Source organism: Deinococcus fonticola (assembly GCF_004634215.1).
GTDB lineage: Bacteria > Deinococcota > Deinococci > Deinococcales > Deinococcaceae > Deinococcus > Deinococcus fonticola.
Window position 1 is genome coordinate 73,767 of sequence record NZ_SMMH01000004.1, and the last position, 25,658, is coordinate 99,424.

A 25,658-nucleotide genomic window follows, 5' to 3' on the forward strand; every position below is an offset into this window, starting at 1 on the left:
CCCGCAGGCGTATTCTGGCCCTTATGAAGTTTCTTCGTGACCCTGGGCTGGCTCCGATTGTGGAGAAGGTGGAGGCCGGGCAGCGCCTGACTTTCGAGGAAGGAATGCAACTGTTCGAGACGCGTGACCTGAACGCGCTGATGCGCCTGGCCAACCTGCGGAAAGAGAAGTTGCATGGTGACAAGGTGTTTTTTGTTCACTCGATGCGGCTGGAATTCACCAACATCTGTTACGTGGGTTGCACCTTCTGCGCTTTTGCTGCGCACAAGAACGAGGAGCGGGCCTGGGACTACGACCCGGACGAGGTGGTGCGCCAGGTGGGGCGGCGTTACCTGCCGGGCATTACCGAATTGCACATGAGCAGCGGTCACCACCCCAACCACAAGTGGGAGTACTACCCCGCGATGGTGCAGAAGCTGCGCGAAGCCTACCCGGATTTGCAGGTGAAGGCCTTCACGGCGGCGGAGATCGAGCACCTGAGCAAGATCAGTAAGAAACCCACCCTGGAAGTGCTGCGCGAGTTGCAGGCGGCGGGACTGGCCGCCATGCCGGGAGGTGGGGCCGAGATTTTTGCCGACCGGGTGCGCAAGCAGGTGGCGAAAAACAAGGTGAAAGCCGAGAAGTGGCTCCAGATTCACCGCGAGGCGCACAGCCTGGGGATGCGTACCAACGCCACCATGCTGTACGGCCACATCGAGACGCTGGAGGAACGCCTGGATCACATGCATCGCCTGCGCACCCTTCAGGACGAGACGAACGGCTTTCACGCCTTCATTCCGCTGGCCTTCCAGCCGCTCGGGAATACCCTGGCGCAGAACCTGGGAAAAACCGACTTCACCACCGGCCTGGACGACCTGCGGAACCTCGCCGTGGCCCGCATTTACCTGGATAACTTCCCGCACATCAAGGGGTACTGGGTCATGATCGGCAGTGAATTGACGCAGGTTTCCCTCGACTGGGGCGTGTCCGACATCGACGGCACCATTCAGGAGGAACACATCGCACACGCCGCCGGGGCCACCAGCCCCATGAAACTGTCCGAGCAGGGCATGATCCGCATGATCCAGCACGCCGGGCGCACGCCGGTGTTGCGAGACGCTTACTACAATGAATTGCAGGTCTTTGCGCGTGAAGGAACGCAGGCTGCCGATTAAAGTGATGGGAACGCGCTGATGACCACCCTCCCAGACCACCAGCCGGACAGCCTTTCTGACATGGCTTCCCCTGTCAGGCTGCTCAAGGAGACTGCCACCGTCGACTCTTTGCTGCAGGCCGACGAAGCCTGGAACGCTGCCTACCACCACCGCGACCCCGAACGGCTGAGGCCCATGCTGGCCGACGATTGGGTGGGCTTCTTCCCCGACGGCACGCTGGCCTTCAAGCAAGACCTGCTGGAAGGCATGGCCCACAACCCGCCCACTGCGCTGATGTTCGAGCGGCACGCTTCTGTGGTGTTCGGCCACACCGGAGTTACACGCGGCACGTTGTATGCCGGCGGCGAGCGGGTGCAGAGTTTTCTGCGCGTGTACACCTGGAAGGGCGGGCAATGGTGGGCCGTGAGCGTGCAGGTCGTGCCGTGACGAGACAGAGCAGGAAAATTTTTTCCGGGCTGGGTGCCTTCTGGTTGGTTTGCCGTTTGCTTACCCGGGTCACTCTGGGAAGCAAACACGCTTTAGGCATTCCTGAAGCCTGGCAGGCTGGCCTGAAATTAGCCCTCGCTCTCTGGCTGGGAATTGGTTTTTCTCTGCTATGGCTGGGGCTTCGGGCATGAGGTTGGCGTCTGGTTTCCTAGGCGCTGGGATAGCCTTCGTGTTGTCGGGATTGTTGACGGGGGCCATTCCCATGACCGTCCTGAAGTGGCTTTATGGACTGGGTTTGCTAAACCCTCAGGAGGCCTGGGCGGGCAGTTTGCCTGATCCTCGTTTCAATGCGCTGGGAATGCTTCACTTCATTCTGGCGGTCGTATGCTTCGTTCTAGCTGCTCTCCTCTTCGTTCTTGCTCGTCGGAAAGCTAATTCATGACCAATCATCAACCATTACCGATCCACCATCTGCGTCCTTACCGTGCAGGCTGGATTCACTTTACGAATGTCGCGCCGATTCTCGACCCGCTGGTGTTGCCGCCTTCAGTGACAGCCATCACTGGTGTACCGACCGAGATGAACGAGGCGCTGCTGACTGGCCGGGTAGATATTGCCAACATCAGCGCGGTGGAGTTCATCCGGCACGCCGATACGCTGGCAGCCCTGCCGGATTTCTCGGTGGCGGTGCTGGGGCCGGTGTACTCGGTGAACCTGTTTCACACCTGCCCTTTGCCGGACATGCGGCGCATTGCCCTGACCTCGCAGTCGGCCATGAGCGTGGCGCTGCTGGAGGTGCTGCTGCGCGAGTGGGGCCTGTCGCCGGTGCTGGAACGGGCCGAGGGCGAGGCCGAGGAACTGCTGGCACAGGGATTCGATGGCGTCCTGCGCATTGGTGACAGCGCCCTGAAGGAATGGTACGGCGTGGTGGGGCCGTTCACGGACGAGACGATCGTGCCGGAAATTCCGCAGACCGGGCGCGGAATTACGGTGACCGACCTGGCCGAGGAGTGGTTCAATGTCACGGGCCGGCCGTTCGTGTTCGCGGTATGGGCTTACCGCAAGGACAACCCGCCCCCCGCCGAACTTCTCAGGGCCATGCGCTTGGCGCGGCGGTACGGCATCGGTCACCTGGCCGAGGTGTCGGCGCGGCACGCCCTGAAACTGGGCTTGCCGGAGGACGTGGTGCAGCATTACCTGTGGAACTTCCGCTACCACCTGGAGGAAGCCGACCGGCAGGCGCTCAGGCTGTTTGCCGACCGGGCCGTGCCGGGGCACGCGGAACTGTGCTTCGGCCCGTGTGATAAAGATTCCGGCTGATCAGTGATGAAATAACTGGGCAACCCGACTGGAAGGAGCAGGAACAAGAAACAAACGGGGTGCTTCTGAGTAAGGGTCAAGCGGGCGACAGGTCAACGTGGACGGTGGGGGTGGTGCCGTCCGGGTCAGCCCAGTCGGCGTGCACGCTGGCGATCCGTTGCCAGCCGAGGCGTTCATACAGGCGAATAGCCGCATAATTTCTGTGGTGAACGTCCAGCACAGGCTGTAGCCCGCGTCTTTCTGCTTCGGCCCAGGCCGTCTGAAAAAGAGCCTGGGCCAGGCCCTGGTGGCGTGCGCCGGGAGCTACGAACAGGCGCGACAGGATGACCAGATTCGGGTCGGTCAGGCCCGCGTCCAGCAGCCAGCCTGGCGGGCGGCTCACTCCCCGCAAGAGCACCTGCCCCACCACGCGCCCGTCCATTTCAGCCACCCAACCGCCCACGGTGTCAGCTGGAACTGTGTCGGCTGGAGCCAGAAAACTGAGCGGCTGTTCGGGCCACACGCTGGGATAGCCGTCCTGCACATGAATTTCCCACAGAGCGTTGACCAGGGCGGGCAGGTCGGCGGGCGTGCGCGGGCGAATCATGCGGTGATTATGGGTGAGATTTGCCAGAATGAAGGCCACGTTTATGTTGACGCTCTCCCCCACCCTGACCAACGCCAGCACGGTCGCCCAGTTCGGCGCAGCGCTGGCGCGGCTGGCGTGCGACCACGCGCAGGCGCACGGAGTACAGGTGTGGCTGGCGGCCGACGGGAAGCTGAATGTGATCGGCGAGGAAGGGCGTGGGCTGGGCCTCAGTGACGGGACGCTGGTGGGTCAGGCCATTCAGCTGGGGGCGCGCGTGGACAAGGGCATGCTGACGGCGCTGCCGTTCGGCTGCGGGGTGCTGGAACTGGTGGGCGCCGGCGAGGACGGCCTTCAGGAACTCGCGGCGCTGGCGCCACTGTTCGGGCTGGCCCTGGAAGGCGTGCAGGCGCGCGAGGCGCGGCGCGGCAGTGGCCGCATCGCGCAGACGGTCGAAGCCCTGGTCAGGCGACTGGAGGGCAGCCTCGACCTGGCCGAGGTGCTGCCGAAAACGGCGCAGAGTGCCGCGCTGGCGCTGGGGTTCACGCGGGCCTTCGTGGCGCTGTTCAGCGAGCTGGGCGAGTCGCGGGCCAGAACAGGGGAACTGTTCACCTTCGGGTTCGATGCCGAGTTCACGGGCGGCATCGGCATCGGCCCGGTCAGTTTCGAGAAACTGGTGCGGCGCGGCGAGGCCATCCGCTTCGAACGGGCGCGCGACAGCAACTCGGCCATGTCCAGGGGGTTGGCCGAACTCGACCCGGAAGCGGCGGTGATTGCGCCCCTCAGTGCGCGTGGGCGGGCGCTGGGGGTGCTGTACGTGGACAGCCGCACGCCCGGCGCCGCCGCCAGCGAGGACGATGCCCGGCTGGTGCTGGCCCTGGCCGAACAGGCCAGTCTGGCGATCGACAACGCCCGCCTGTACGGCATCGAGACGCGCAAACGCGAGGGCGCCGAGGCGCTGCGCGAGGCCGGGGTGGCGCTGGCGGGCAGCCTGCACCTGAGTGACACGCTGCCGCAGGTGCTGGAAAGGGCCGTGAGCATGTTCAGTGCGGACGCCGCCGCCGTGTACGAGTTGCAACCCGATGGCCGCAGCCTGAACATTCACAGCGCCGTGGGCCTGCCCAGCGAGTACGTGCTGCGCGTGCATGCCAAGGTGGGCGCGGGCGTGACCGGGCGGGCGGCGCAGTCGCGCGAGATGGTGGTGGCCCACGACCTGACCACCGCCAACCTGGGCGCGGGCAGCCGCTACACCCGCCAACTGCTGGCGCAGGGCCGTTACCCGTACCGGGGCGTGGTGGGCCTGCCCTTGTTGACGCGCGGCGGGGCCTTCGGCGTGCTGACGCTGTACTGGAGTGAAGTTCTGCCGCTGGACGCCGACGACCTGGCACTGGCGGGCGTGTTCGCGGCGCAGGCCAGCCTGGCGATTGAAAACGCCCGCCTGTACGAGGAAGAACTGCGCCGTGAGCGCGAGGCCGCCGTGCTGCTGAACGTGGGCCGCCTGCTGGGCGAGGATCAGAGCGACGCGGCCCTCTCGGAAGCCGCGAAAATGGCGACCCTGGCCATGAACGCGGGGCGCGGCCTGCTGGCCCTGGTGGACGACACCACCCAGGCCATCCGCTGCGGCAGCTACCAGCTTTTCCCGCCCACCCCGGAGGAACTCGCGGCCCTGCAAGCGCAACTGGGGCGCGGCCCACGGCCCCTGACACGGCGCTACTGCCTGCCCGTGGCGGGAAGCGGGCTCATTGTGCCGCTGCACGGCGCAGAACCGTTCAAGAACTGGGAAGACCGTCACCTGCTGGGGTTCCTGTACGTGGACGACCCGAACACCATTCCCCCCAGCGACCGGGTGCTGGGGCTGGCCCGCAGTGTCGCCGATCAGATGGCCCTGACCCTCACGCGCGAGCGGCTGCTGGCCGCGCTAGAGCGTGAGGAAGCCCGTTACCGTCAGCTGGCGGAAGGCGCGCACGACCTGATTCTCAGTGCCGACAGTGGGGGCGTAATTACTTACGCCAACCCCGCCGCGTGCCGCTTGCTCGAACCCCTGACCGGGCCACTCACCGGACAGCCGCTCCTGAGCCTGCCCACCCTGAGCACCCGCAGTGCCCTGCACGCCGCGCTGGGCGACGCCGGGCATCGCCGCGAGGGGGGCCGCGCCGAGATTCAGGTGGGCCAGCACCGCCTGGAAGTGCGCCTCAGCCACACGGGCGAGGGCATGCTGATGGTGGCGCGCGACCTCTCCGAACTTCAGACGCTGGCCGAGGAAATCACGCGGCGCGGCCAGGCGCTGGAAGCCGCCACGAGCCGCACGGTGGAACTCCGCACGTACCTGACGCTGTTTACGCAGGCGCAGGAGGAGGAACGCAAACGCATTTCCCGCGAACTCCACGACGACACGGCGCAAGTCCTGATCGCCAGCACGCGCCGGGTGGCCCGGCTGGCCCGTGAACTGGACGGCGAGCGCAAGGAACGCGCCGACGATATCCTGGCCGACCTGAACGCCGCCATCGAGTCGGTGCGGCGTTTTGCGCGCAACCTGCGCCCCAGTGTGCTGGACGACCTGGGGCTGCTGCCCGCGCTGGAATGGCTGGCCGGTCAGGCGCAGACCAGCACCCGCCTGGAAGTCAGCGGATCGGAACGCAGATTGCCGCCCGCCGTGGAACTCACGGTGTTCCGGCTCACGCAGGAAGCCCTGAACAACGTGGACAAGCACGCCCGGGCGCAGAGCGCCGCCATTCGCGTGGCCTTCCGTGAGGATCACGTGCGCGTGGTTGTCTCCGATGACGGACGCGGTTTCACCAATGAACAGGCCGAGGCGCAGGCGAACGCTGGACATCTGGGGCTGATCGGCCTGCGCGAACGGGTGGAACTGGCCGGCGGCGAACTGGAAGTAGAAAGCGCCCCAGGGCAGGGCACGAGGCTCACTTTTACGCTGCCGGGGTGAAGGAAGCGGCTGGCGAAGAGTCGATAGCTGATAGCCACGAACGCTCTTTGCGAGGGTATCTTTCCCCCATGACCAGCGATTCTGAGCCTCGTCGCCGTTTCCGCGAGTACGGGTTGAGCGTGGGCTTGTTGCCGCCCGGCCCGCTGAATGCCATTACGGACGTGCCGGGCGTACGCGTCGGCCAGGTCACGCTTATGGAGGGGGAGGGGGTGCGCACAGGCGTCACCGCCCTGGTGCCACACGGTGGAAACATCTTTCAGGAGCGCGTTCCGGCCGGAATTGCGGTAGGCAACGGGTTCGGGAAACTGGCCGGAATCACCCAGGTTCACGAACTGGGCGAACTGGAAACGCCCATTGTTCTGACCAATACCCTGAGCGTCGCGGCAGGTCTGGCGGGGCTGATCGAATGGACGCTCAGGCAACCCGGCAACGAGGATGTGCGCAGCGTGAACGCCGTGGTGGGCGAAACGAACGACGGACTCTTGAACGACATCCGTGCCCGCGTCGTCACACCAGAGCATGTCCTGAATGCTCTTGAAATCGCTGCTGAATTCGTCGAGGAAGGCGCCGTGGGCGCCGGCGCGGGCACGGTCTGCTTCGGCTGGAAAGGCGGAATCGGCACGGGTTCCCGGCGACTGGACATTGCTGGCGAGCCGTACACGCTGGGCACCCTGGTGCAGACGAATTACGGCGGCCATCTGCACATCTGCGGCGTCCCGATTGACCTGCCCCCGCCTGCCCAGAACACTGGGGACGGCTCCGTGATGATCGTTCTCGCCACGGACGCTCCCCTGTCCGACCGAAATTTAACGCGACTGGCGAAACGCGCGTTCCTGGCTCTGGGACGTACTGGATCGTACATGGCCAACAGTTCCGGCGATTACGCTATCGCTTTCAGCACCAGCGAGAAAGTGCGCCGTGGCCGTCAAAAGTCAGCCGTTCAGCACACGGCCGACCTTCCAAACGACCTCATGACCCCGCTGTTTCAGGCGGCCGTGGAAGCGACGGAGGAAGCCATTTACAACTCTTTGTTTAAAGCTCACACCGTCACGGGACAGGGCGGAAAAACCATCCACGCTCTGCCCATTCCAGAGGTGCTGGAGCGCGTGACCCACCCTCCACGATCCCACCCATAACTGCAAGGGACATTTCAAGCCGAGGCCGTAGCCATACGCAACGAGCCCGGATGCCGCCTTACAGAGCCAACAAGCGCCCATGTCCCACCCCTGCCCAGTGCAACGCTGGCTCCCCCTGTTCTTTGGATAGGGGGCTGGGGGTAGACCATACGCCAGGCTAGCCAGCGCCCGACGCATTACACTCCTGCCATGAGCGCAGCGGGAAAGTCGGTTCTGGTGATCGTGGCAGGCAGCATCGCGGCGGTGAAGGCCCCGGCAGTGCTGCGGCGGCTGCGCGAGCAGGGGGCCCAGACACAGGTGCTGGCCACGCGGGCGGCCCTGGCGTTCATCACGGAGTTGAGCCTGGCCACGGCGGCGGGCACACCAGTAGCGACCGATGAGACGTGGTTCTCGCCGCGAGCGGACGCCCAGCATCTGACGCTGGGCAAGGTGGACGCCGTGGTAATCGTGGGCGCGTCGGCGGAACTGCTGGCGCGCGCGGCGGGCGGGCATGGCAGTGATCTGGCATCGGCGACCCTGCTCAGTGTGCAGTGTCCGGTGCTGTGGGTGCCGGCCATGAATGAGCGCATGTGGGGGCATCCGGCGGTGCAGGCGAACGTGGCGACGGTGCGGGGCTGGGGGCATGGGTTCCTGGGGCCGGCGGTGGGCGCGTTCGGCACAGCGGGCGAGGGCAGCGGCGTGGGCCGCATGAGTGAACCCGAGGAGATCGCAGCGCGGGTGCTGGAACTGCTCGGCGGGCCGGGTGACGTTGACGTTTCCCCAATTCAGGCGATTCAGGACATGCGCGGCCTGCGCGTGGTGGTCTCGGCGGGGCCGACGCGGGAGTACCTTGACCCGGTGCGCTTCATCAGTAACCCCAGCAGTGGAAAGATGGGGTTTGCGGTGGCCCAGGAGGCGCGTGACCGTGGCGCGCAGGTGACGCTGGTGACCGGCCCGGTCAACCTGGCTGACCCGGCAGGCGTGCGGGTGGTGCGGATCGAGTCGGCCCTGCAACTCCGGGATGAGGTGGTGGGGGCAGCCGAGTCGGCAGATATCGTGGTGATGACGGCGGCGGTGGCGGATTACCGCGCGGCGGAACTGGCCACGGAAAAGCAGGCGAAGGTGGCGGGGGACGTGACTGTTCACCTGACCCCGAATCCGGACATTCTGGCGGAACTGGGCCGCAACAAGGGTGAACGCGTGCTGGTGGGGTTTGCGATGGAAACGCACGCGGGCGTGGAGCGGGCGGCGGGCAAAGCGCAGCGCAAGAACGCGGATTTCATTCTGCTGAATTACCCCACGCGCGAAGGTACGGCTTTCGGCGGGGACGACAACGAAGTGACGCTGGTGCGCGCAGACGGTTCGCATGAGGACTGGCCGCGCATGAGTAAACGTGAAGTGGCGCGGAAGTTGCTCGACGCGGCGCTGCAGGTGAAGCAGAAAGCCGCTCCAGGTTGACAGAAAGAGAGCCGGAAAGCGTAGAGAAGCACCCGCACACTGACGCCGATCCGTAACCCATTTACCAGGGACGACTTCTTGCCTGGCTTTCCAGGTTCTCCACTTCCTTTCCCAGCCACGAGCAACAGGCCAAGCACCGTCTTTTTCTGGACGCCTGCGGAAAGCTTCCTTGCGTTATTCAACTTTTATACATAGCATTCCTGTGATGCTCAGCAAGGAACAACGTCAGAAACGAATTCAGGAAATTATTGCGCGCGAAAGCGTGTCCACGCAGGCCGACCTGGTCAATTTCCTTCAGAAGGAAGGCATTCACGTGACGCAGGCGACCATCAGCCGCGACATCAACGAGCTGCGGCTGGTTCGCCTGCCCATCGGCAAGGGCCGGCACCGTTACGCGCTGGCGCAGTACGGCGCCCACGCCGACGTGGAGGAGCAGGTGGCGCGGCTTTTTCAGAATTTCGTGAATGACGTCGATCGTGGGGAGAACATGCTGGTGATTCGCACGGCGGAGGGACACGCTTCAGGGGTGGCCCTGCTGCTCGACCGCTGGCGGCGGGACGACATCGTGGGCACCATTGCCGGGGAAGACACGATTTTCGTGGTGGCCCGCACCACCGAGGAAGGCGAGGCGCTCATGGAGGAACTGCACGCACTGATGCTGGGGTAAGAAGAGAAATATCTTGTCCCCTCTACTGCCTACGGAACGTCCTCGTCGTCAAATTCGGGGATGTTCCCAATGGGCAGCTGCACGTGGACAGTGGTACCGGTGCCGGGTTCGCTTTCCAGCCAGATACGCCCGTGGTGGGCGTCCACGATGCCCTTGGCGATCGATAACCCGAGGCCGGCGCCGCCCTGGTCGCGGCTGCGGCTATCCTCGACGCGGTAGAAGCGGTCGAACAGGCGTTCCAGGTGTTCGGGGGGAATGCCGGGGCCGTCGTCGCACACGCTGAGGCGCACTTCCTGGCCGCCCTCCTGCGGGGTGCTGGCCAGCGTGACAGTTTTTGCGCCGGCTTTCAGGGCGTTGCCGACCAGGTTGATGATGACCTGGCGCAGCCTGTCCGGGTCGCCCTCGAAGGGCACGTCCTGCCCGCTGGTGGTCAGGGTGCTGTCCTGGGCAGTGGCGAGCGGTTCGAGTTCGCGGGCCACGTCGGTGAGAAACATCAGTGAGAAGATGGGTTGCAGCGTCATTTGCAGGGCGCCGCTGTCGGAGCGGGCAAGTTGCAGCAGGCTGGCGATCAGGTTGGTGAGGCGTTCGGATTCGCTCTGGATGATCCTCAGGCTCTCGGCCTGTTGCCCGCTGGGGTTGGTGCGCCGCAGCAGATAGCTGGCGTGGCCCTGAATGGCGGTGACGGGCGTGCGCAGTTCGTGGCTGGCGTCACTGGTGAAGCGCCGCTGGGCCTCGAAGCTGGCTTCCAGGCGACCCAGCATGGCGTTCAGCGAGGCGGCCAGCGCCTGCACCTCGTCGCCGGTCTGGGGTTCGGGCACGCGTTCGCCCAGGTTCTGCCCGCTGATGCCCTCGGCAGCCTGCCTGACCTGCCGCAGGGGGCGCAGCGCCTGCCCGGCCAGGAAGTACGCGCCCACGCCACTCAGCAGGAGGCCACTGAGGAACAGCAGCAAAAAGACGCGTTGCAGCGAGGTCATGGTCTGCTGAATGGGCTGGAGGCTGCGGCCCACGTAGGAGATCACGTAGCTGGACGGCGGTTTCAGGTCGATGGGAGCCGCACTGACGGGTTCCAGCTGCATTTCACCGATGGTGACCAGCACGCGGTACGGCACCAGCGTTCCGGCCTTGCTGTACGGCGGTTTGACGGTTCTGTTGACGATGATGCGCCCGCCGGGAGACTGCACCAGGTTCACCAGTTCATCGTCCGTCAGGATGAAGGGATGCTGGTCGCTGATGCCGGTCACGGTGGTGCGCGAGTACTTCTGGATGGTGCGCACGCCCTGGATCAGCGCGGCGCGGCGGGCGCCAGGCTGGTTGGCGGCCAGGCCGTCGATCAGGGTCTGTCGGTCATACACGCCCAGGTTCTCGATCTGAATGGCGTCGTTGGGGAACAGGTAGCGCGCGCGCGGGATAACCCCCTCGGCGTCCCGTTCCGCCCCGGTCTTCATGGAGGTCAGGGCTAGTTGCCCGATCAGTTTCTCGACGGCGCGGTATTCGTCGCCCAGCGTGGCGTCCAGCGTGCCGATCAGGTTGCGGTTCATCAAGACCAGTGCGGCCACGGCCACCAGGCCCAGCAAAAAGGCCAGCAGCGCCGTGTAAAGCAGCGTCAGTCGCCAGCGCAGGGTCATCGCGTTCCGTTCCGTGGGGCCATATCAGGAGGTAGTGTAGCTGGCCCGAATATGAAAAAACGGGCGGCCGGCCGCTTTCGCCGTCCCGCCCGCACCGTTTGAACCCTGGCCTACTCTTCGCGCAGCACGTACCCGACGCCGCGCACGGTGTGAATCAGGCGGCGCTCTCCGCCTTCTTCCAGCTTGCGGCGCAGGTAACCGATGTACACGTCCACGACGTTGCTGCCGCCGGTGTACTCGGGCCAGACTTTTTCCTCTATCTCAAAGCGTGAAAAGACCTTGCCGGGGTTGCGGGCCAGCAGTTCCAGCAGCTCGAATTCCTTGGCAGACAGCTCCACGCGCCGGCCTCCCCGGAAGATCTCGCGCCCGTCGAGGTTCATGACCAGGTCGGCCACGCGCACCTCGCCGGTCACGGCCGGGTTCACGCGGCGCAGGTGAGCGCGCACGCGGGCCAGCAGCTCCTCGATGGAAAAGGGTTTGATGAGGTAGTCGTCGGCCCCCGAGTCCAGGCCCTCGACCTTGTCCTGAATGCCGTCTTTGGCGGTCAGGATGATGATGGGGGTGTTGCTGGTCTTGCGGATGCGCCGGGCGACTTCCAGGCCGTCCAGCACGGGCAGCATCAGGTCAAGGATCACCAGATCCGGGTTCACTTCGCGGAATTTGCTGAGGCCGGTCACGCCGTCGAAGGCCACTTCGGTGGCGTACCCTTCGGCGGCCAGTTCCAATTCGATAAACCGAGCGATGTCTTTTTCATCCTCGATCACCAGTACCAGGGGCTTGCGTTCCATGGTTGCAGTCTAGGGAGCCTTCTCATGAGAAGGAAACAGGTGATCCTTAGATGACTTTCATCCCGCTGTGACTAAGCCGCTCGCGGATGGCGGCAGTGTATGCCTGGCAGTCCCCGTCAAAGCCCCGCAAGGCCGGCTGATCGCGGCGCAGCGCGAACGCCAGCGGGGCCGGCGCGTGCTGGCACCACTCGGCCACATCGGCGCACACCAGCGTCTCTGCGGGGCGGGCGGCGTCACACATGCGCCGCGCCAGGTTCAGGGGCAGGCCGTAAGCGGTGATTTGGCTGCCCACCTCACCCGTGATGACCGTGCCGTTGGCAACCCCGCCGCGCACCTGCAAACTCACGCCCAGTTGCTGCGCCAGACCCAGCCGCGAGACGCGCTGCGGCGCCTCCAGCGAACAGCGCACCGCCTGCGGGGTGTGCTCCTGCGGCCAGCAGGCGACCACACCGTCACCCTGGTGTTGCAACACCGTGCCGCCCCAGGCTTCGCAGCTCAGGATCAGCAGCTGCACCAGCTCGGTCATCAGGGCCGCGTAGTGCTCCAGCGGCAGATCCCGCGCCAGGCGGGTGCTGCCCACCAGATCCAGCATCAGCACGCTGACATGCTGCACTTGCGCACGTTGCCTGGGCAGAGGAAGTAGACGTTGGTTCATGCCAGCAGACTCCAGAGAACGCTTCGATCAGTCTTAAGAATGCCCTTAGGGTGCGGTGGCCGGATCAGCGAACGGTTCGCCTTACCCAGCACTTCAGGCCACGTCAAGGGGAAGCGGTTAAGGTCACTTTCATAGTGTAGAGCCTGAAGTGCCCAGCGAGCCATACCGCCGATACGGGGTAGCCGCCGCGAAGGTTCCCGGTATTCAGGGTTCTGCTTTCTATGTTCCGGGCGCTTCTCTGGCACGCTTGCCTGACATACTGGAGGTATGCCCAGAATTTCCCTGTCGCGCTCGGTGTTCCTTGCTGGCAGCCTGCTGCTGGCCGCCTGCACACCCAGAACCACGACTCCCCCGGTGGTCTACCAGGCCCCCAAGGCCGAGGTCATGCAGGCCGTCACCGAAATCGCCTCGTCCTTCGCGGCCCTGCCCACCTACCAGTCTCTGGTGCTCTGGTCGAAACACTCCAGCGCCAGCCAGCTCACGCTGACCAGCGCCGTACGCATCCGGGCGGACGCGCAGGGGGCAGGGGTGGTCGATGTCAATGATGAACGCGAGGTGATCTTTTCCTTCCAGGAAAAAGCCGGGTGGACGACCGTGAGCGTCAGCCAGACCGGGCCGGTGGCTCAGCAGGTCGCCACGGTGTTCCAGGCGCTGGACAGGCGTTTTGTGCGCGTAAACCAGCCCTGACGCGCACACACTGACTTCAGTTGCTGACCGCCGCCGAAGCCCGCCACTTCCCCGGCGATCAGTGGGCCACGCGGATCAGGCGATCATTGAGGAATGCCAGCGCTCCGGTCATGGCCGCCAGCGGCGTTTCACGTCACGGCGTGCGCTCCCCCAGCCAGCGCAGGATCAGTTCGCGCACCTCGGCGCGGCACTCGTCGTTCAGCAGCTCGTGATACCCGCCCTCGAACTCCATATACGTCTTGTCCTTCGCGGGAATCACGTCGTGAAAGCGTCTGCTGCCCCTGGGGTCGGTGATTTGATCGCGACTGCCGTGAAAAATAAGGGTGGGCAGTGTCCACTGCGGGTAACGCCGCCACAGGCTGTCGCTGAGGCTCAACATGGTTCCGGCGCTCAGGGCCGCCACCTTCCCGTGGTAGATCCCCCGGTCGGCCTCGTAAGCCGCCAGTTCGTCCTTGCGGCGCGACAGGCCGGAGGTGGGCAGCTCGGCCACGGGCAGGCCCGGCGCGATGCGCCCCAGCAGCGGGGCCAGGCTCTTCTTCAGGGGGCTCTCGTCCTCACCGACCAGCAGGGCCGGACTGGAGAGAATCACCCCCCGCAGGCCACGCGGGTCACGCACCGCGCTGGCCGCCGCGATCAGGCCCCCCATGCTGTGCCCCAGCAGAAACACTGGCAGCGGCTGATGGCGCAGGGCTTCCCTGGCCTTCAGGTGATCGCCAACCAGCACGTGCATGTCTACCACCGCGCGCCGGCCCTCCGAAGCGCCGTGACCGCGCTGATCGTAGCTGTACACCGTGAACCCGCCCCCGACCAGTGCAGGGATCAGGCCGTGGTACTTCTCCACGTACCGCCCCGCGTACTCACCGAATCCGTGCGCGAGCAGCACCACGCCGCGCGGTTTTTCTGCCGGCCAGACGAACCCCCTGACGGGCGCTCCGGGCACCGTCCATTCCTGCTGTTGCATGACCGGCAGTGTACCGAAAAGGTGCATTAAGCGCGAACTGACCCGCCCGGCCAGGCGAGGCGGCACACTGAAAGGCATGGCAGACATCGCAAGAAAAGCAGCGGCCCACTGGCAAGGCGACCTGAAAAGCGGCAAGGGCACCGTCAGCCTCGAAAGCGGGCTGCTGAAGGACGCCCAGTACGGCTTCCAGTCCCGTTTCGAGAGTGGCCCCGGCACCAACCCCGAGGAACTGCTCGCCAGCGCCCACGCGGGCTGCTTCACCATGCAACTCTCGGCGCTGCTGAGCAACCATGGGCACACCGTGGAAGACCTGCGCACCGACGCCACCTGCGAGATGGTGAAGGACGGCCCCGGTTTCAGGATCAGCCGGATGCACCTGGTCGTGCGCGGCAAAGTCACGGGCAGCGACCAGGCCGACTTTGAAGCGCACGTGAAGGACGCCGCCGAGAAGTGCCCCCTGAGCCGCGTCATGCAGGGCAACGTGGAGATCACTCACGAAGCGATTCTGGAATAAAGCTCAATCTGCAAAAGTTGCCCCGGTTCCGGCTGGGGCGGTTTTTAGTGCATTTGGCAGATGCACCCCGGTATCCAGCCCTCTAGCCTGAGTCATGAGTCACCTGTACTACCTGATCGGCCCGCCCGGCAGTGGAAAACGCACCATCGGGAAGGAACTCTCGCGCCTGACCGGAGCGGCACTGATCGACAATCACCTGATCAATGACCCGGTTTTCATAGCGCTGGGCGGCAATCGTCACCGTGAAGCTTGGCCTGAGAATGTCTGGGAAATGGTGGGGCAGGTGTACCGTGCCGTGCTGGAGGCCGTGAAACTCGCTCCACACGAAGTCAGCCATATCTTCACGAATTACCTGGCCGACGACCCGAATGAACCAAAGGCCATCGAGCGTCTGCGTGAACTGGCGGCAGCGCGTGACGCGCAGTTTCTCCCGGTTTACCTGACCTGCCCGGTCACGGCGCTGGAGCGGCGCATGGGTTCCCCTGAGCGGGCCGAGCGCGAGAAGATCAACGATGTCGGCACGCTGCGCGAAGTTCTGGAGCGGCACGGCGTTCTTCCCGTTCCGAATGGGGCTTTCACGCTGGATACCAGTCGCCTCTCCCCTACCGAGGCTGCGCAGGCCATCAACGAGCATGATAAGGGACTGAAATGACGCCGTTCGTGTGGCATCTGGTCGGCCCGCCTGGAAGCGGAAAAAGAACGGTGGGACTGCATCTGGCGCGTTTGACGGGGGCGGTGCTGCTGGACAATCACCTGTTCAACGACGCCGTATTCAAACCTTATGGCGCGGACGGACTGCGGCCGATCCCGGCTGAAATTCACGCCCTGGCCGCGCGGGTACGTGAGGCGGGATTGGAGGCGGCAAGACTCGCTCCGCCTGATGTGAATCAGATCTTTACCAGTTACCTGACGAACAGGCCGTCCGGCCCGGCGGCCCTGCAACGGGTGCGGGATCTGGCCGCGCAACGTGGGGCGACATACCTGCCCGTATGGCTGGAATGCAGCGTGGAGGAACTCGCCCGGCGCCTGCCCCTGCCGGAGCGCCTGGAACGGGCCAAAATGCGCGATCCGCAGCAACTCCGCGAAACGCTGGCGTCGGCCGGAATGTTGGCGCCGCCGCGTGATGCTGTTCGCATCGACACGGCGGCACTCTCTCCGGCCGACTCGGCCTTACTGATCGCGCATCAGGCCGGGCAGCTTTTCTAGAGGTCTGGATTAGCTTGTCGCTTCCTGGCTTTGTGCAGCGTGCAGTGCGCCTCGCTTCGCCAAGACAAACTTGTGCCGTTCTCAATAAATTCACTCGCTCGTTCGGGCAGAAAGCACTTTGTTCTTCTGTGAAATGCTGTAAATCAAGGGCGCGAACTGAGCCTGCCGGTCTGCTCGGTCAGCACGCGCAGGCTGTCGGCCAGGCTGGGCATCAGGGTGGCGGGGTTGTAGCGCCACGTCCAGTTGTGGTCGCCGGTGGTGCCGGGCAGGTTCATGCGGGCCTCGCTGCCCAGGTTCAGCACGTCCTGGAGGGGGACGACCGCCAGGGCCGCGCGGCTCTGGAAGGCCAGGCGCGTGAGCTGCCCGGCGAAGGCTTCCTCGGCGGGGTCATGCTGCACGTACTGCGAGAAGTTGCGGCGTTCTTCGGGGGCAGCGTTCACCCACCAGCCGCGCGAGGTGTCGTTGTCGTGCGTGCCGGTGTACACCACTTGATTTTCCTTCAGGTTTTCGGGCAGGAAGGCGTTCACGCTGAAGTCCCCGCCGCCGAACGCGAACTGCAACACCGCCATGCCGGGAAAATGGAAGTCGTCGCGCAGTTTGTCGACATCGGGCGTAATGACGCCCAGATCCTCGGCAATGATGGGCAGTTCGCCCAGCGCAGCGAACACGGCCTCGAACATCTGGTGGCCTAGCGCGGGCACCCAGCGGCCCTGAATAGCGTTTACGGCCGGAAAAGGAATTTCCCAGTAGCCGGCGAAGCCCCGGAAGTGATCCACGCGAATCAGGTCATACAGTTTCAGGCTGCCCTGAAAACGTTTGATCCACCACTGGAAACCGTCTTTTTGCATGGCGTCCCAGTTGTAGAGGGGATTGCCCCAGAGTTGCCCCGTTTCACTGAAGTAATCGGGCGGCACGCCCGCCACGACGGTGGGTTGGCCCTGGTCGTCGAAGAAGAACTGGTCGCGGTTGGCCCAGGCGTCACTGCTGTCCAGCGCCACAAAAATGGGGATGTCCCCGATCACCTGAATGCCACGCTCGCGGGCATACTGGCGCAGCGCCGTCCACTGCCGGAAAAACAGGAACTGCACGAACTTCACGCGGTCGATCTGGGCGGCCAGGCGCTCGGTGGCCTGGCTCAGCACCTGCGGGTCGCGGTCGCGCGCGCCACTTTCCCAGGCGTTCCACGGCAGGCCCCCGAAAGCGTTCTTGAGGGCCATGAAAAGGGCATAATCGTCCAGCCAGCTGGCCTCGGCGGCTTTGAAGTCCTCGAATTCGCGGTGCAGTTCGGGGGTAGAGTCGAACACGAATTTGGCGTAGGCGCGGTCGAGCATCTGGTGACGCCACACGTACTGCACGCCGAAATCCACCTTGAAGGGGTCGAAGTCGGGCATGGCCGCGAAGTCCGCGTCGCTGAGCAGCTTCTCTTCCTTGAGGGTCGCCAGGTCGATCAGGTAAGGGTTGCCGGCGAAGGCGGAAAAGGCCTGGTAGGGGCTGTCGCCGTACCCGGTCGGGCCGAGCGGCATGACCTGCCAGTAGGTCTGTCCGGCCTGCGCGAGCCAGTCGATGAAATGCCGGGCGTTCATGCCGAGTTCGCCGATGCCGTAGGGGCCGGGCAGGCTGGTGGGGTGGAGAAGGATGCCGCTAGCGCGGTTCAGCGTCATGAAGTTGACCTCCGAAGGCAGGTTGATGGAATCACTTCCAACGAGTTGTGCAAAGTGTAGAGCATTCACGGGAACAGGGGCGCACATGCCGCCACCCTGCCGCTTCTTCAGGCTGGGTTTCAGGGCGTCGTGGGCGGGCAAACGCCCCCTGACCGTATGGTAGCCTGAGGTTCATGAAGAACACGTTCGCCGTCACCATGACCCTCCTGTTGCTTGGAACACTCGCGGGTTCCGTGATCGCCTACAAAAAAGCCACCACCCCGGACGAAGCGGCGGCCCACGCCAGTGCCGCTGCCAGTGGCCCTGAAGGGACGGCCACCCATGTGGAAACGCCCGCTGCGGCCACGCCCGCCCCCAGCGACGATGCCGCGGCGCACGGCGAAACGCAGCCCGCGCCGACCGATGCCGGCACCACCGCCAACGCCGGAACGCCCGGCGTGGACAACACCAACGCTGCCGGGGCCACCGGCAACGCCCCCGCCGAAACGGCGAACGCCGCGCACGCCAGCGAACCCGCCGGGGACATCGAGGCAGGCAAAACCAAATACGCCGCCTCCTGCGCCGGTTGCCACGGTGCGAACGCCGAGGGCGGCATGGGCGGCATGGCACCCAAACTGAACGCCGTAAAGGATTGGACGCAGGAGCAATTCAAGACCGCCCTGCGCGACGGCAACACGCCAACCAAGACCCTGGCCCCGCCCATGATGAAGTTCGACACCACCGCCGTGACCGACGACGAAGTGGCGGGCATCTATGCCTGGCTGAAAACTGTCGACTGACCGCCCCGGCATAGCGAGGCCCGCCCAGGTGGCGGGCTTTTTAGGTTCCTCAGCCTAAACGAACGGTTGACGCACCGGCAGCGGGAGGCCGTCAGACTGGAGCCATGAACTTGAGCGACGTGCAAACCGCCTTTCAGAGCGCCTACCGCCCGGACCCCCGCGACGGCCTGACCGTGACCCCGCAGGTCAACGCCGGGGACTTCACCGTGCAGGTGCGCTACCTCGACGCCGACGGCGAACTGCGCGGCTTCGACGTGGTGGCGCAGCCCACCCCCAGCGAGGGCAGAAGTGCGCCGGAGGTCGGGCTGAACGTCGCTGAAGTGGTCGCGCGTGAACTGGCCTACGGGCAACTCTCGGCCGCCGATGAGGAAGGGCAGTTCAAACGCATCGTGGTGTAAGCGCCGCTTCTGCGGTGCCAGGTCTCCCCTTGGCTCTGCTCGCCCCTTCCCAGTCACTTCAGTATTGAGGGGCTGGGATGCTCATTCACTGGATGTTCAGGGTTTCGTACACGCGTTTGCTGGTGCCGTCGGCAAACACCAGCGTGCCGATCACGCCCAGGCGCACGTAACGCCGGTCTGCCCGTGCCCGGACGTTGATGGGCAAGGTAAAGCTCAAGGTCTTTCCCTGCGGCGTCAGCTTCACATTTCCGCCCCCCGCCGCAGAGTAGGTGTCCCGACCCTCTACGCGAAACTTGGCGAGAACGCCTCCCACCGGGTATTCCAGCTCGTACTCGAACGACGCGCTGAGGACCCGCTGACCGTTGAAATTCCCCTGAACCTGCAACGTGCAGGCCGCGCCCAGACCCAGCGGCAAATAGGACGTGACGCCCCGCTCACTGCGGCAACCCGTGAACTGCCACTGGTTGAGTTTCACGCGGGCACCTGCCACAGTGGGCGCTGGCGACGATCCGGGCGCCGTGGAGGTCGTGGCATTCAGATCAGCCAGCAGGGCCACGGCTGTTTGACGGCCTTCGCGCATGCACAGCACCGAGCGGGCATTCGGCGCCGGATAACTCACCAGTTCACGCACGCCCGACGCGCCGTAACAGGGTTCGATGCGCCCCGTGAAGGCCACCTGCCCGATGGCGGTGCGCTGCAAATCCGCGAAGGTTCGGCGATCCACGTCCGCGTGAAAACTGTCCTCGTTGATGAACACGGCCATGAGTTCGATGCGGCCCTGCGCGTCGTTGTTCTCCCGGCGAATGAAAGCCGTGTCCCCGGTGTTCAGGCGGTACATCCAGTTCTGACCGCTGCGGTAGGGCTCACCGCAGGCGTACTGACGGCAGAAGGCACTGTTGAAAAAACTTGCCCGCGTCCCCAGAAGGCCCGCCGCCGACGCACTGCACATCAGGGAGAAAAGGGGAAGAAGCAGAAAGGCCCGGCGGAAGTTCGACACAGTCCACCGTACATGGAGGCCTCTGGCAAGGTTCTGTCAGCCCAGAAGTCCGAATAGCCGGCCCTTTCCAGTCCCTCACTTCTCTTCAGGCGAGTGCCCGCTTCGCTGGTGACGATTCATGGAGCAAGTCAGGGTCAAGTCGGTTGGGCTCAAGCGAACCAGGATCAAGGCGGCCAGGTCAGGTAAGCTGGGGTCTCAGGGAAAACGCACGCCCATCCCCCGCCTGCCGGTGGGTGTTCACGGCTGCCCCGGAGGCCAAATGACCCAAACGCCCACCCCCTCCCCCGCTAACATTCCACCGGAGCGCCGCGTGGTGCTGGGGTTACAGCACTCGATCGCCATGTTCGGTGCCACGGTTCTCGTGCCCATTCTGGTGGGCCTATCGCCCAGCGTGGCCCTGTTCGGCGCGGGGGTCGCCACCCTGCTGTTTCACCTGATCACGCAGGGGAAAGTCCCGATATTTCTGGGGAGTTCCTTCGCTTTCATTGCCCCGACTGCCCTGGTCGTGAAGGAGATGGGGCCAGCGGCGGCGGGCGGCGGCCTGATCGCGGCAGGCCTGATGTACCTGCTGTTCAGCGCCCTGGTGACCATATTCGGCACCGACCGGCTGCTGCGCGTATTCCCGCCCGTCGTGACCGGCCCGGTCATTATCGTGATCGGTCTGGGATTGTCGAGCGTGGCCGTGAATCAGGCGAAAACCAACTGGTGGCTGGCCCTCGCCACGCTGCTGGCAGCCATTCTGGCCAGCGTGTTCGGGCGTGGCCTCTTCCGCATGATTCCCATTCTGCTGGGCGTCGTGACCGGCTACCTGGTCGCGCTGCTGACCGGGCAGGTGGACAGCAAGGCCCTGGCCGACATTGCCGCCGCGCCGCTGTTCGGCCTGCCGGATTTTCACGCCCCGGCGCTGGACTGGCGGGCGGTGGCGATTATTGCCCCGGTGGCCGTCGTGACGTTCATCGAGCATGTCGGGGACGTGATCGTGAACGGGCGCGTGGTCGGCAAGAACTTCCTGAAAGACCCCGGCCTCAACCGCACCCTCCTCGCCGACGGCCTGGCCAACATGACCAGTGCCGCGCTGGGTGGCCCCGCCGCCACCACCTACGCTGAGAACACCGGCGTCCTGGCCCTGACCCGCGTGTACGACCCACGCGTGCTGCAAATCGGCGCATTCTTTGCCATCTGCTTTGGCTGCTCTCCGAAACTGGCCGCCGTGCTGAAAAGCCTGCCGCAAGGCGTGCTGGGCGGTGTGTCCATTCTGCTGTTCGGCATGATCGCCTCGGTGGGCATCCGCACCCTGGCCGAAGCCAAAATAGACTTCGCGCACAGCCGCAACCTGATTATCGTGTCGCTGATTCTGGTGCTGGGCCTGGGCGGCGCGTCCTTCCCCCTGAGTATTGCCGGAACGAAACTGGAACTGCACGGCATGGCCCTCGCCGCCCTGGTCGGCATCATCGCCAATCTGCTGCTGCCCCACCAGCATCAGGAAGTCGCCGGGCTGCCTGAGGGACAGGACGTGAGCGTGTGAGGAAATGCGGCTTTGAGGCACCTCTCAGTCAAGTAGTCTGAGACGGATGCGAACGCTTTTGCTAGCCATCCTTTGCTCAACGACTGCCCTGGCGGGCGGCGCTGGCCCTCGGCCTGAGTTCCCACTAAAAGTCGGTCAATTCTGGGAAGTTCAGTGGCGTTTCACCAGTGAGTTACCAACCGTGCAGCGGGTCGGCCTTGAGTGGGAGTTTCCGAAAACTCGAACCGTGGAGAAGGTCAGGAGCTTCAAAACGGAGGGCGGCGCGTTAACCGCATTTTTGCCTGTCCGGTTTCTGATCGCTACCCAAGATGGTCAGGTCAACCGCTTCTGCATTGCGCCGTTTTCCGCGCTCGATGAAGGATATGCGCTGCGCGGCACCTCGGATGAATTGGGCACACTGATTCCGCAACGGCACGTCAACCACAACCCCAATGACGGTAATTTATACGACGCGGCGCGAAAGGCGGGCCACGGCACTTGCACACTCAAGCGTCTTCAGTGACTGTCCTTCTGCACGTTACCGCCGCCCTTTCTTCCTGACCTTCTGCCCCGGCACGGTGGCCTGCTTGAACTCTTTTCCTTGCAACTTCGCTTCGATGGCCCTGATCTGGTCGCGCAGGCTGGCGGCTTTCTCGAAGTCGAGGTCTTCCGACGCCTGCCACATGTCCAGTTCAAGGTCGGTGAGCTGCGCGGTGAGGCTGTCCCGGTCGTCCCCGATATTGTCGCTGCTGATCTCGTCGGGCTGTTCCTCGCCGCGAATGACGTTGCGCACGCCCTTGATGACGGTGGTGGGGGTGATGCCGTGCTCCTCGTTGTACGCCTGCTGCTTTTCGCGGCGGCGGGCGGTTTCCTCGATGGCAAACTTCATGGCGGGCGTGATGGTGTCGCCGTACAGGATCACCTCGCCGTTCACGTTGCGGGCGGCGCGGCCGATAGTCTGGATCAGGGCGCGTTCGCTGCGCAGGAAGCCGGGTTTGTCGGCGTCCAGAATGGCAACGAGGGACACTTCCGGCAAATCCAGACCCTCGCGCAGCAGGTTGATGCCCACCAGCACGTCGTAGTGCCCCAGGCGCAGGTCGCGGATGATCACCTGGCGTTCCACGCTGTCGATGTCGCTGTGCATGTACCGCGCCTTCACGCCTTTTTCCAGCAGGTACTCGGTGAGGTCTTCGCTCATGCGTTTGGTGAGGGTGGTGACCAGCGTGCGTTCCCCAAGGGCGGCTTTCTCGCGCACGCGGCCCAGCAGGTCTTCGATCTGGCCGTTGATGGGCCGCACCGTGACCGGCGGGTCGATCAGGCCGGTGGGGCGGATGATCTGGTCGGCCACGCTGTCGCTTACCTCGCGCTCGAAGGGGCCGGGGGTGGCGGACACGTAAATGGTCTGCCCGGTTTTCGTCATGAACTCCTCGAAGTTCAGCGGGCGGTTGTCCATGGCCGAGGGCAGGCGGAAGCCGTAATCCACCAGGGTCTGCTTGCGGGCGCGGTCGCCGTTGGCCATCCCGCCGATCTGCGGCACGGTGACGTGCGACTCGTCGATGAAGGTGATGAAGTCGTCCGGGAAATAGTCCAGCATGGTGTACGGCGTGGCCCCCGGCGGGCGTCCGTCGATGTGGCGCGAGTAGTTCTCGATGCCGGAGCAGTAGCCCAGCACCTTGAGCATCTCCAGGTCGTACAGGGTGCGCTCCTTGAGGCGCTGCGCTTCCAGCAGTTTCCCGGTGGACTTGAAGTATTCCAGGCGCTGGTCGAGTTCCTCCTGAATGGTCACGATGGCCCGCTCGATGTTCCCGGCGCTGCTCACGTAATGCTTGGCCGGGTAGATCACGGTGGCGTCCAGGTCGCCCAGTCGGTCGCCGGTCAGCGGGTGAATCACGCTGATGCGCTCGATGTCGTCGCCCCACAGTTCGATGCGCAGGGGCTGTTCGTCGTAGGCGGGCCACACGTCCACCGTCTCCCCTTTTGCGCGGAAGCGCCCAGGCATCAGTTCGATGTCGTTGCGCTCGTACTGCATGTTCACCAGCCGCCCGAACATCTCGTCGCGGCTGACCTGCTCGCCCTTCTTCAGGATCAGGTTGAGGGCGGTGTACTCCTTCGGGTCACCCAGGCCGTAAATGCACGACACCGACGCCACCACGATCACGTCCCGGCGCGTCATCAGGCTGCGCGTGGCCGAGTGGCGCAGGCGCTCGATCTCCTGGTTAATGCTGGCGTCCTTCTCGATGAACAGGTCTTTGCCCGGCACATACGCCTCGGGCTGGTAGTAATCGTAGTAGCTGATGAAGAATTCGACCGCATTGTCCGGGAAGAACTCGCGGAACTCGGACGCCAGCTGCGCCGTGAGGATCTTGTTGGGAGCCATGATCAGCGCCGGGCGCTGCGTTTCCTCGATGACCTTCGCCATGCTGTAGGTTTTGCCGGTGCCGGTGGCCCCCAGCAGTGTCTGAAACCGCAGCCCGCTTTCCAGTCCGTCGACCAGGGAGGCGATGGCGGTGGGCTGGTCGCCGGACGGTTTGAATTCGGACTTGACAGTCAACATGGGCTTATTTTACGCCCCCAGCGTAAGGGAAAGGTAAGCCAGATGGCGCAGTGAACCTCACACAACCTTGGAAATGCGTATTGTTGCGGCGTGTCCACGCCTGAAATCCGCCCGCTCACGAACACGCCGCAAACCCGGGCGCACCTGGCCGAGGTGCTGATCGCCACCGTCGCGGCGGGCGGCTCGGTGGGGTTCATGCACCCTGTTTCCCCGGCCCAGGCGCAGGCGTTCTGGCAGGCGGCCTTCAATGAGGCGGATGCCGGGAACCGCGTGATTTTTGGCGCCTGGGAAGGTCAGCGTCTGCTGGGCACTGTGACCCTGCTGACCGCCCTGCCGCCAAATCAGCCGCACCGGGCGGAAATAGCGAAGATGATGACGCACCCACAGGCCCGTCAGCGCGGAATCGCCACGCGGCTGATTCAGGCCGCCGAGGCAGAAGCCGCCGCACGCGGAAAAACACTGCTGGTGCTGGATACCGCCAGCGATGAAGGCGCCGGCCCGTTCTACGAGAAAATGGGCTACAGCCTCAGCGGGGAAATTCCAGAGTTCGCGCTGAAACCACACGGCGGCCTCACCGGAACATTGTTGTACTGGAAGCGCCTGTCCTGAACGTGCTTTAACCGTCCATGACTTTGGGCAGCATCCTGACCCAGTTCGTCACCTGCCAGCTATTGAGGAAGTTCACGGCTTCGGTGCTCATTTCCTGGTCGAGTTCCACGGCAAGGAGGGCCTGGCCGCCGCGTCCTTCACGGGTGCAGGTGAGGGTGGCGATGTTGCACTCAGCGGCGGCAATGGTGCTGGCCAGGCGGGCGATCACGCCGATGGCGTCCCTGTACCGGACGATCAGGGTGGGACTTGCGCCGCTGAAGTTCACGCCGAGGCCCTGCACCTGCGTGACCTGAATGACGCCGCCGCCGGTGCTGCTGCCCTGCATAGTGACGTGTTGCGTTTCCCCGTGCAGGTCGATGTGCGCAGTATTCGGGTGAACGTCGCCCAGGTCGACGTCTCTGAACTCGAATTCCAGCCCGGCGGCCCCAGCCTCCTCGAAGGCCTGGGGCAACCGGGGGTCGTCGGGCGCAAAACCCAGAATGCCGGCAATGAGGGCCAGGTGCGTGCCGTGGCCGCGTCCGGTCTTGGCGAAGCTGGCGTGCAGGCCGATGGTGGCTTTGCGGGGGGTTTCGCCCAGCAGGTGATGCGCGATCAGCCCGAGGCGGCACGCGCCCGCCGTGTGGCTGCTGCTGGGGCCGATCATGACCGGGCCAATCATGTCAAGAAGGGACATGGCCGCAGTATAGGCGGGCGCAGTATAGGTAGACACAGTACAGGCATGGACGGGGCGGGCATGAAAAGCCCCGGCAGGCACCGGGACATGAGGGCTGAAAAACAGCTTTACTGGTCGAGGTTCTCGCGCAGTTCCCGCAGCTTTTGCTGCTTCTCGGCTTCGGTCATGTCGGCCTCCAGCCCGTTGGCGTCCACGTTGCCGTCTGCGCCCTGCATGCCTTCTTCCACCACTTCGTCCTGCTTGATGTCGCCGCTTTCGGGGTTGGGGTTGGTCATGCCTCTCAGTCTGGAGAAAAAGGCGGCGCGGTGGGCATCTGCTGCCCGGCCGAGTCCTTAGGAAGCGTAGGGAATTGGTTTAACAAGGCCGGAACTGTGACCAAAGAGAACGTGTCGGGGGGCCGC

Annotated in this window: 26 protein-coding genes; 16 read left to right on the forward strand and 10 right to left on the reverse strand. The window is 64.6% G+C overall.

The window, feature by feature from the left end; translation table 11 throughout:
* Positions 1-23 precede the first annotated feature (23 nt).
* From mqnE to E5Z01_RS03620, 3 genes are all read left to right on the forward strand, one after another.
* Positions 24-1,154 carry an aminofutalosine synthase MqnE gene (gene mqnE / locus E5Z01_RS03610; RefSeq protein ID WP_135228127.1) on the forward strand — a complete coding sequence of 377 codons (1,131 nt, stop codon included), beginning with the start codon at positions 24-26 and terminating at the stop codon, positions 1,152-1,154.
* Between the two features lie 60 nt (positions 1,155-1,214).
* Entirely contained in the window at positions 1,215-1,580 is a 366-nt protein-coding gene (locus E5Z01_RS03615; RefSeq protein ID WP_135228128.1) for a nuclear transport factor 2 family protein, read from the forward strand.
* A 438-nt stretch (positions 1,581-2,018) separates the two neighbouring features.
* On the forward strand, positions 2,019-2,900 hold the full coding sequence (locus tag E5Z01_RS03620) for a menaquinone biosynthetic enzyme MqnA/MqnD family protein (protein ID WP_135228129.1): 882 nt from the start codon (positions 2,019-2,021) through the stop codon (positions 2,898-2,900).
* Between the two features lie 76 nt (positions 2,901-2,976).
* Here the strand turns inward: E5Z01_RS03620 and E5Z01_RS03625 are convergent, their stop codons facing one another.
* Positions 2,977-3,486, reverse strand: coding sequence for a GNAT family N-acetyltransferase (locus tag E5Z01_RS03625; RefSeq protein WP_135228130.1), 510 nt, complete (start codon positions 3,484-3,486; stop codon positions 2,977-2,979).
* Between the two features lie 43 nt (positions 3,487-3,529).
* On the opposite strand from E5Z01_RS03625, the gene E5Z01_RS03630 reads away from it, so the two are divergent.
* The 4 genes from E5Z01_RS03630 (at position 3,530) to argR (ending at position 9,646) form a co-directional block, all read left to right on the forward strand.
* On the forward strand, positions 3,530-6,406 hold the full coding sequence (locus E5Z01_RS03630) for a GAF domain-containing sensor histidine kinase (RefSeq protein ID WP_135228131.1): 2,877 nt from the start codon (positions 3,530-3,532) through the stop codon (positions 6,404-6,406).
* Between the two features lie 68 nt (positions 6,407-6,474).
* Positions 6,475-7,542: a DmpA family aminopeptidase gene (locus E5Z01_RS03635; RefSeq protein WP_135228132.1), complete on the forward strand. Its 1,068-nt coding sequence runs from the start codon at positions 6,475-6,477 to the stop codon at positions 7,540-7,542.
* A 189-nt stretch (positions 7,543-7,731) separates the two neighbouring features.
* Entirely contained in the window at positions 7,732-8,979 is a 1,248-nt protein-coding gene (coaBC, locus tag E5Z01_RS03640) for a bifunctional phosphopantothenoylcysteine decarboxylase/phosphopantothenate--cysteine ligase CoaBC (protein WP_135228133.1), read from the forward strand.
* Positions 8,980-9,184: 205 nt separating this feature from the next.
* Entirely contained in the window at positions 9,185-9,646 is a 462-nt protein-coding gene (argR, locus tag E5Z01_RS03645; RefSeq protein ID WP_119765741.1) for an arginine repressor, read from the forward strand.
* Positions 9,647-9,675: 29 nt separating this feature from the next.
* Here argR and E5Z01_RS03650 read toward each other — a convergent pair whose 3' ends face one another.
* The 3 genes from E5Z01_RS03650 to E5Z01_RS03660 all read right to left on the reverse strand — a co-directional run bounded on the left by E5Z01_RS03650 (position 9,676) and on the right by E5Z01_RS03660 (position 12,714).
* The gene (locus E5Z01_RS03650) at positions 9,676-11,271 is read right to left on the reverse strand and encodes a sensor histidine kinase (RefSeq protein ID WP_135228134.1); all 1,596 of its coding nucleotides are present in this window, start codon (positions 11,269-11,271) and stop codon (positions 9,676-9,678) included.
* A gap of 110 nt (positions 11,272-11,381) precedes the next feature.
* Entirely contained in the window at positions 11,382-12,059 is a 678-nt protein-coding gene (locus E5Z01_RS03655) for a response regulator transcription factor (RefSeq protein WP_010887388.1), read from the reverse strand.
* Between the two features lie 46 nt (positions 12,060-12,105).
* Entirely contained in the window at positions 12,106-12,714 is a 609-nt protein-coding gene (locus E5Z01_RS03660) for an adenylate/guanylate cyclase domain-containing protein (protein ID WP_135228135.1), read from the reverse strand.
* 267 nt (positions 12,715-12,981) lie between these two features.
* Here E5Z01_RS03660 and E5Z01_RS03665 point away from each other — a divergent pair, with 267 nt between their 5' ends.
* Entirely contained in the window at positions 12,982-13,401 is a 420-nt protein-coding gene (locus E5Z01_RS03665; protein ID WP_135228136.1) for a hypothetical protein, read from the forward strand.
* A gap of 133 nt (positions 13,402-13,534) precedes the next feature.
* Here E5Z01_RS03665 and E5Z01_RS03670 read toward each other — a convergent pair whose 3' ends face one another.
* Complete coding sequence (locus tag E5Z01_RS03670) at positions 13,535-14,362, reverse strand: alpha/beta hydrolase (RefSeq protein ID WP_135228137.1); 828 nt, start codon at positions 14,360-14,362, stop codon at positions 13,535-13,537.
* Positions 14,363-14,438: 76 nt separating this feature from the next.
* Between E5Z01_RS03670 and E5Z01_RS03675 the strand changes: the two genes are divergently transcribed.
* The 3 genes from E5Z01_RS03675 to E5Z01_RS03685 all read left to right on the forward strand — a co-directional run bounded on the left by E5Z01_RS03675 (position 14,439) and on the right by E5Z01_RS03685 (position 16,082).
* Positions 14,439-14,876: an OsmC family protein gene (locus E5Z01_RS03675; protein WP_135228138.1), complete on the forward strand. Its 438-nt coding sequence runs from the start codon at positions 14,439-14,441 to the stop codon at positions 14,874-14,876.
* A gap of 94 nt (positions 14,877-14,970) precedes the next feature.
* Positions 14,971-15,528, forward strand: coding sequence for an ATP-binding protein (locus E5Z01_RS03680; RefSeq protein ID WP_135228139.1), 558 nt, complete (start codon positions 14,971-14,973; stop codon positions 15,526-15,528).
* Positions 15,525-16,082, forward strand: coding sequence for a P-loop nucleotide/nucleoside kinase family protein (locus E5Z01_RS03685; RefSeq protein WP_135228140.1), 558 nt, complete (start codon positions 15,525-15,527; stop codon positions 16,080-16,082). The genes E5Z01_RS03680 and E5Z01_RS03685 overlap by 4 nt, the downstream gene beginning before the upstream one ends.
* A gap of 143 nt (positions 16,083-16,225) precedes the next feature.
* Here E5Z01_RS03685 and malQ read toward each other — a convergent pair whose 3' ends face one another.
* Complete coding sequence (gene malQ / locus E5Z01_RS03690) at positions 16,226-17,743, reverse strand: 4-alpha-glucanotransferase (protein ID WP_135228231.1); 1,518 nt, start codon at positions 17,741-17,743, stop codon at positions 16,226-16,228.
* A 173-nt stretch (positions 17,744-17,916) separates the two neighbouring features.
* Here malQ and E5Z01_RS03695 point away from each other — a divergent pair, with 173 nt between their 5' ends.
* Entirely contained in the window at positions 17,917-18,522 is a 606-nt protein-coding gene (locus tag E5Z01_RS03695; RefSeq protein ID WP_135228141.1) for a c-type cytochrome, read from the forward strand.
* 104 nt (positions 18,523-18,626) lie between these two features.
* On the forward strand, positions 18,627-18,920 hold the full coding sequence (locus tag E5Z01_RS03700; RefSeq protein ID WP_135228142.1) for a hypothetical protein: 294 nt from the start codon (positions 18,627-18,629) through the stop codon (positions 18,918-18,920).
* Positions 18,921-19,005: 85 nt separating this feature from the next.
* Here E5Z01_RS03700 and E5Z01_RS03705 read toward each other — a convergent pair whose 3' ends face one another.
* Positions 19,006-19,917, reverse strand: coding sequence for a hypothetical protein (locus E5Z01_RS03705; RefSeq protein WP_135228143.1), 912 nt, complete (start codon positions 19,915-19,917; stop codon positions 19,006-19,008).
* Positions 19,918-20,176: 259 nt separating this feature from the next.
* Between E5Z01_RS03705 and E5Z01_RS03710 the strand changes: the two genes are divergently transcribed.
* On the forward strand, positions 20,177-21,442 hold the full coding sequence (locus E5Z01_RS03710; RefSeq protein WP_135228144.1) for a uracil-xanthine permease family protein: 1,266 nt from the start codon (positions 20,177-20,179) through the stop codon (positions 21,440-21,442).
* A gap of 46 nt (positions 21,443-21,488) precedes the next feature.
* Complete coding sequence (locus E5Z01_RS03715) at positions 21,489-21,944, forward strand: hypothetical protein (RefSeq protein ID WP_135228145.1); 456 nt, start codon at positions 21,489-21,491, stop codon at positions 21,942-21,944.
* 15 nt (positions 21,945-21,959) lie between these two features.
* Here E5Z01_RS03715 and uvrB read toward each other — a convergent pair whose 3' ends face one another.
* The gene (gene uvrB / locus E5Z01_RS03720) at positions 21,960-23,975 is read right to left on the reverse strand and encodes an excinuclease ABC subunit UvrB (RefSeq protein WP_135228146.1); all 2,016 of its coding nucleotides are present in this window, start codon (positions 23,973-23,975) and stop codon (positions 21,960-21,962) included.
* A 90-nt stretch (positions 23,976-24,065) separates the two neighbouring features.
* Between uvrB and E5Z01_RS03725 the strand changes: the two genes are divergently transcribed.
* On the forward strand, positions 24,066-24,584 hold the full coding sequence (locus tag E5Z01_RS03725; protein ID WP_135228147.1) for a GNAT family N-acetyltransferase: 519 nt from the start codon (positions 24,066-24,068) through the stop codon (positions 24,582-24,584).
* A gap of 7 nt (positions 24,585-24,591) precedes the next feature.
* Here the strand turns inward: E5Z01_RS03725 and sdaAB are convergent, their stop codons facing one another.
* Entirely contained in the window at positions 24,592-25,257 is a 666-nt protein-coding gene (sdaAB, locus tag E5Z01_RS03730; protein ID WP_135228148.1) for an L-serine ammonia-lyase, iron-sulfur-dependent subunit beta, read from the reverse strand.
* A gap of 107 nt (positions 25,258-25,364) precedes the next feature.
* Positions 25,365-25,532 carry a hypothetical protein gene (locus E5Z01_RS19395; protein ID WP_167757753.1) on the reverse strand — a complete coding sequence of 56 codons (168 nt, stop codon included), beginning with the start codon at positions 25,530-25,532 and terminating at the stop codon, positions 25,365-25,367.
* Between the last annotated feature and the right edge of the window lie 126 nt (positions 25,533-25,658).

Coding starts and splice junctions, on each gene's coding strand:
- mqnE (WP_135228127.1), top strand. CDS start 24: ATGAAGTTTCTTCGTGACCCTGGGCTGGCTCCGATTGTGGAGAAGGTG.
- E5Z01_RS03615 (WP_135228128.1), top strand. CDS start 1,215: ATGGCTTCCCCTGTCAGGCTGCTCAAGGAGACTGCCACCGTCGACTCT.
- E5Z01_RS03620 (WP_135228129.1), top strand. CDS start 2,019: ATGACCAATCATCAACCATTACCGATCCACCATCTGCGTCCTTACCGT.
- E5Z01_RS03625 (WP_135228130.1), bottom strand. CDS start 3,486: ATGATTCGCCCGCGCACGCCCGCCGACCTGCCCGCCCTGGTCAACGCT.
- E5Z01_RS03630 (WP_135228131.1), top strand. CDS start 3,530: ATGTTGACGCTCTCCCCCACCCTGACCAACGCCAGCACGGTCGCCCAG.
- E5Z01_RS03635 (WP_135228132.1), top strand. CDS start 6,475: ATGACCAGCGATTCTGAGCCTCGTCGCCGTTTCCGCGAGTACGGGTTG.
- coaBC (WP_135228133.1), top strand. CDS start 7,732: ATGAGCGCAGCGGGAAAGTCGGTTCTGGTGATCGTGGCAGGCAGCATC.
- argR (WP_119765741.1), top strand. CDS start 9,185: ATGCTCAGCAAGGAACAACGTCAGAAACGAATTCAGGAAATTATTGCG.
- E5Z01_RS03650 (WP_135228134.1), bottom strand. CDS start 11,271: ATGACCCTGCGCTGGCGACTGACGCTGCTTTACACGGCGCTGCTGGCC.
- E5Z01_RS03655 (WP_010887388.1), bottom strand. CDS start 12,059: ATGGAACGCAAGCCCCTGGTACTGGTGATCGAGGATGAAAAAGACATC.
- E5Z01_RS03660 (WP_135228135.1), bottom strand. CDS start 12,714: ATGAACCAACGTCTACTTCCTCTGCCCAGGCAACGTGCGCAAGTGCAG.
- E5Z01_RS03665 (WP_135228136.1), top strand. CDS start 12,982: ATGCCCAGAATTTCCCTGTCGCGCTCGGTGTTCCTTGCTGGCAGCCTG.
- E5Z01_RS03670 (WP_135228137.1), bottom strand. CDS start 14,362: ATGCAACAGCAGGAATGGACGGTGCCCGGAGCGCCCGTCAGGGGGTTC.
- E5Z01_RS03675 (WP_135228138.1), top strand. CDS start 14,439: ATGGCAGACATCGCAAGAAAAGCAGCGGCCCACTGGCAAGGCGACCTG.
- E5Z01_RS03680 (WP_135228139.1), top strand. CDS start 14,971: ATGAGTCACCTGTACTACCTGATCGGCCCGCCCGGCAGTGGAAAACGC.
- E5Z01_RS03685 (WP_135228140.1), top strand. CDS start 15,525: ATGACGCCGTTCGTGTGGCATCTGGTCGGCCCGCCTGGAAGCGGAAAA.
- malQ (WP_135228231.1), bottom strand. CDS start 17,743: ATGACGCTGAACCGCGCTAGCGGCATCCTTCTCCACCCCACCAGCCTG.
- E5Z01_RS03695 (WP_135228141.1), top strand. CDS start 17,917: ATGAAGAACACGTTCGCCGTCACCATGACCCTCCTGTTGCTTGGAACA.
- E5Z01_RS03700 (WP_135228142.1), top strand. CDS start 18,627: ATGAACTTGAGCGACGTGCAAACCGCCTTTCAGAGCGCCTACCGCCCG.
- E5Z01_RS03710 (WP_135228144.1), top strand. CDS start 20,177: ATGACCCAAACGCCCACCCCCTCCCCCGCTAACATTCCACCGGAGCGC.
- E5Z01_RS03715 (WP_135228145.1), top strand. CDS start 21,489: ATGCGAACGCTTTTGCTAGCCATCCTTTGCTCAACGACTGCCCTGGCG.
- uvrB (WP_135228146.1), bottom strand. CDS start 23,975: ATGTTGACTGTCAAGTCCGAATTCAAACCGTCCGGCGACCAGCCCACC.
- sdaAB (WP_135228148.1), bottom strand. CDS start 25,257: ATGTCCCTTCTTGACATGATTGGCCCGGTCATGATCGGCCCCAGCAGC.
- E5Z01_RS19395 (WP_167757753.1), bottom strand. CDS start 25,532: ATGACCAACCCCAACCCCGAAAGCGGCGACATCAAGCAGGACGAAGTG.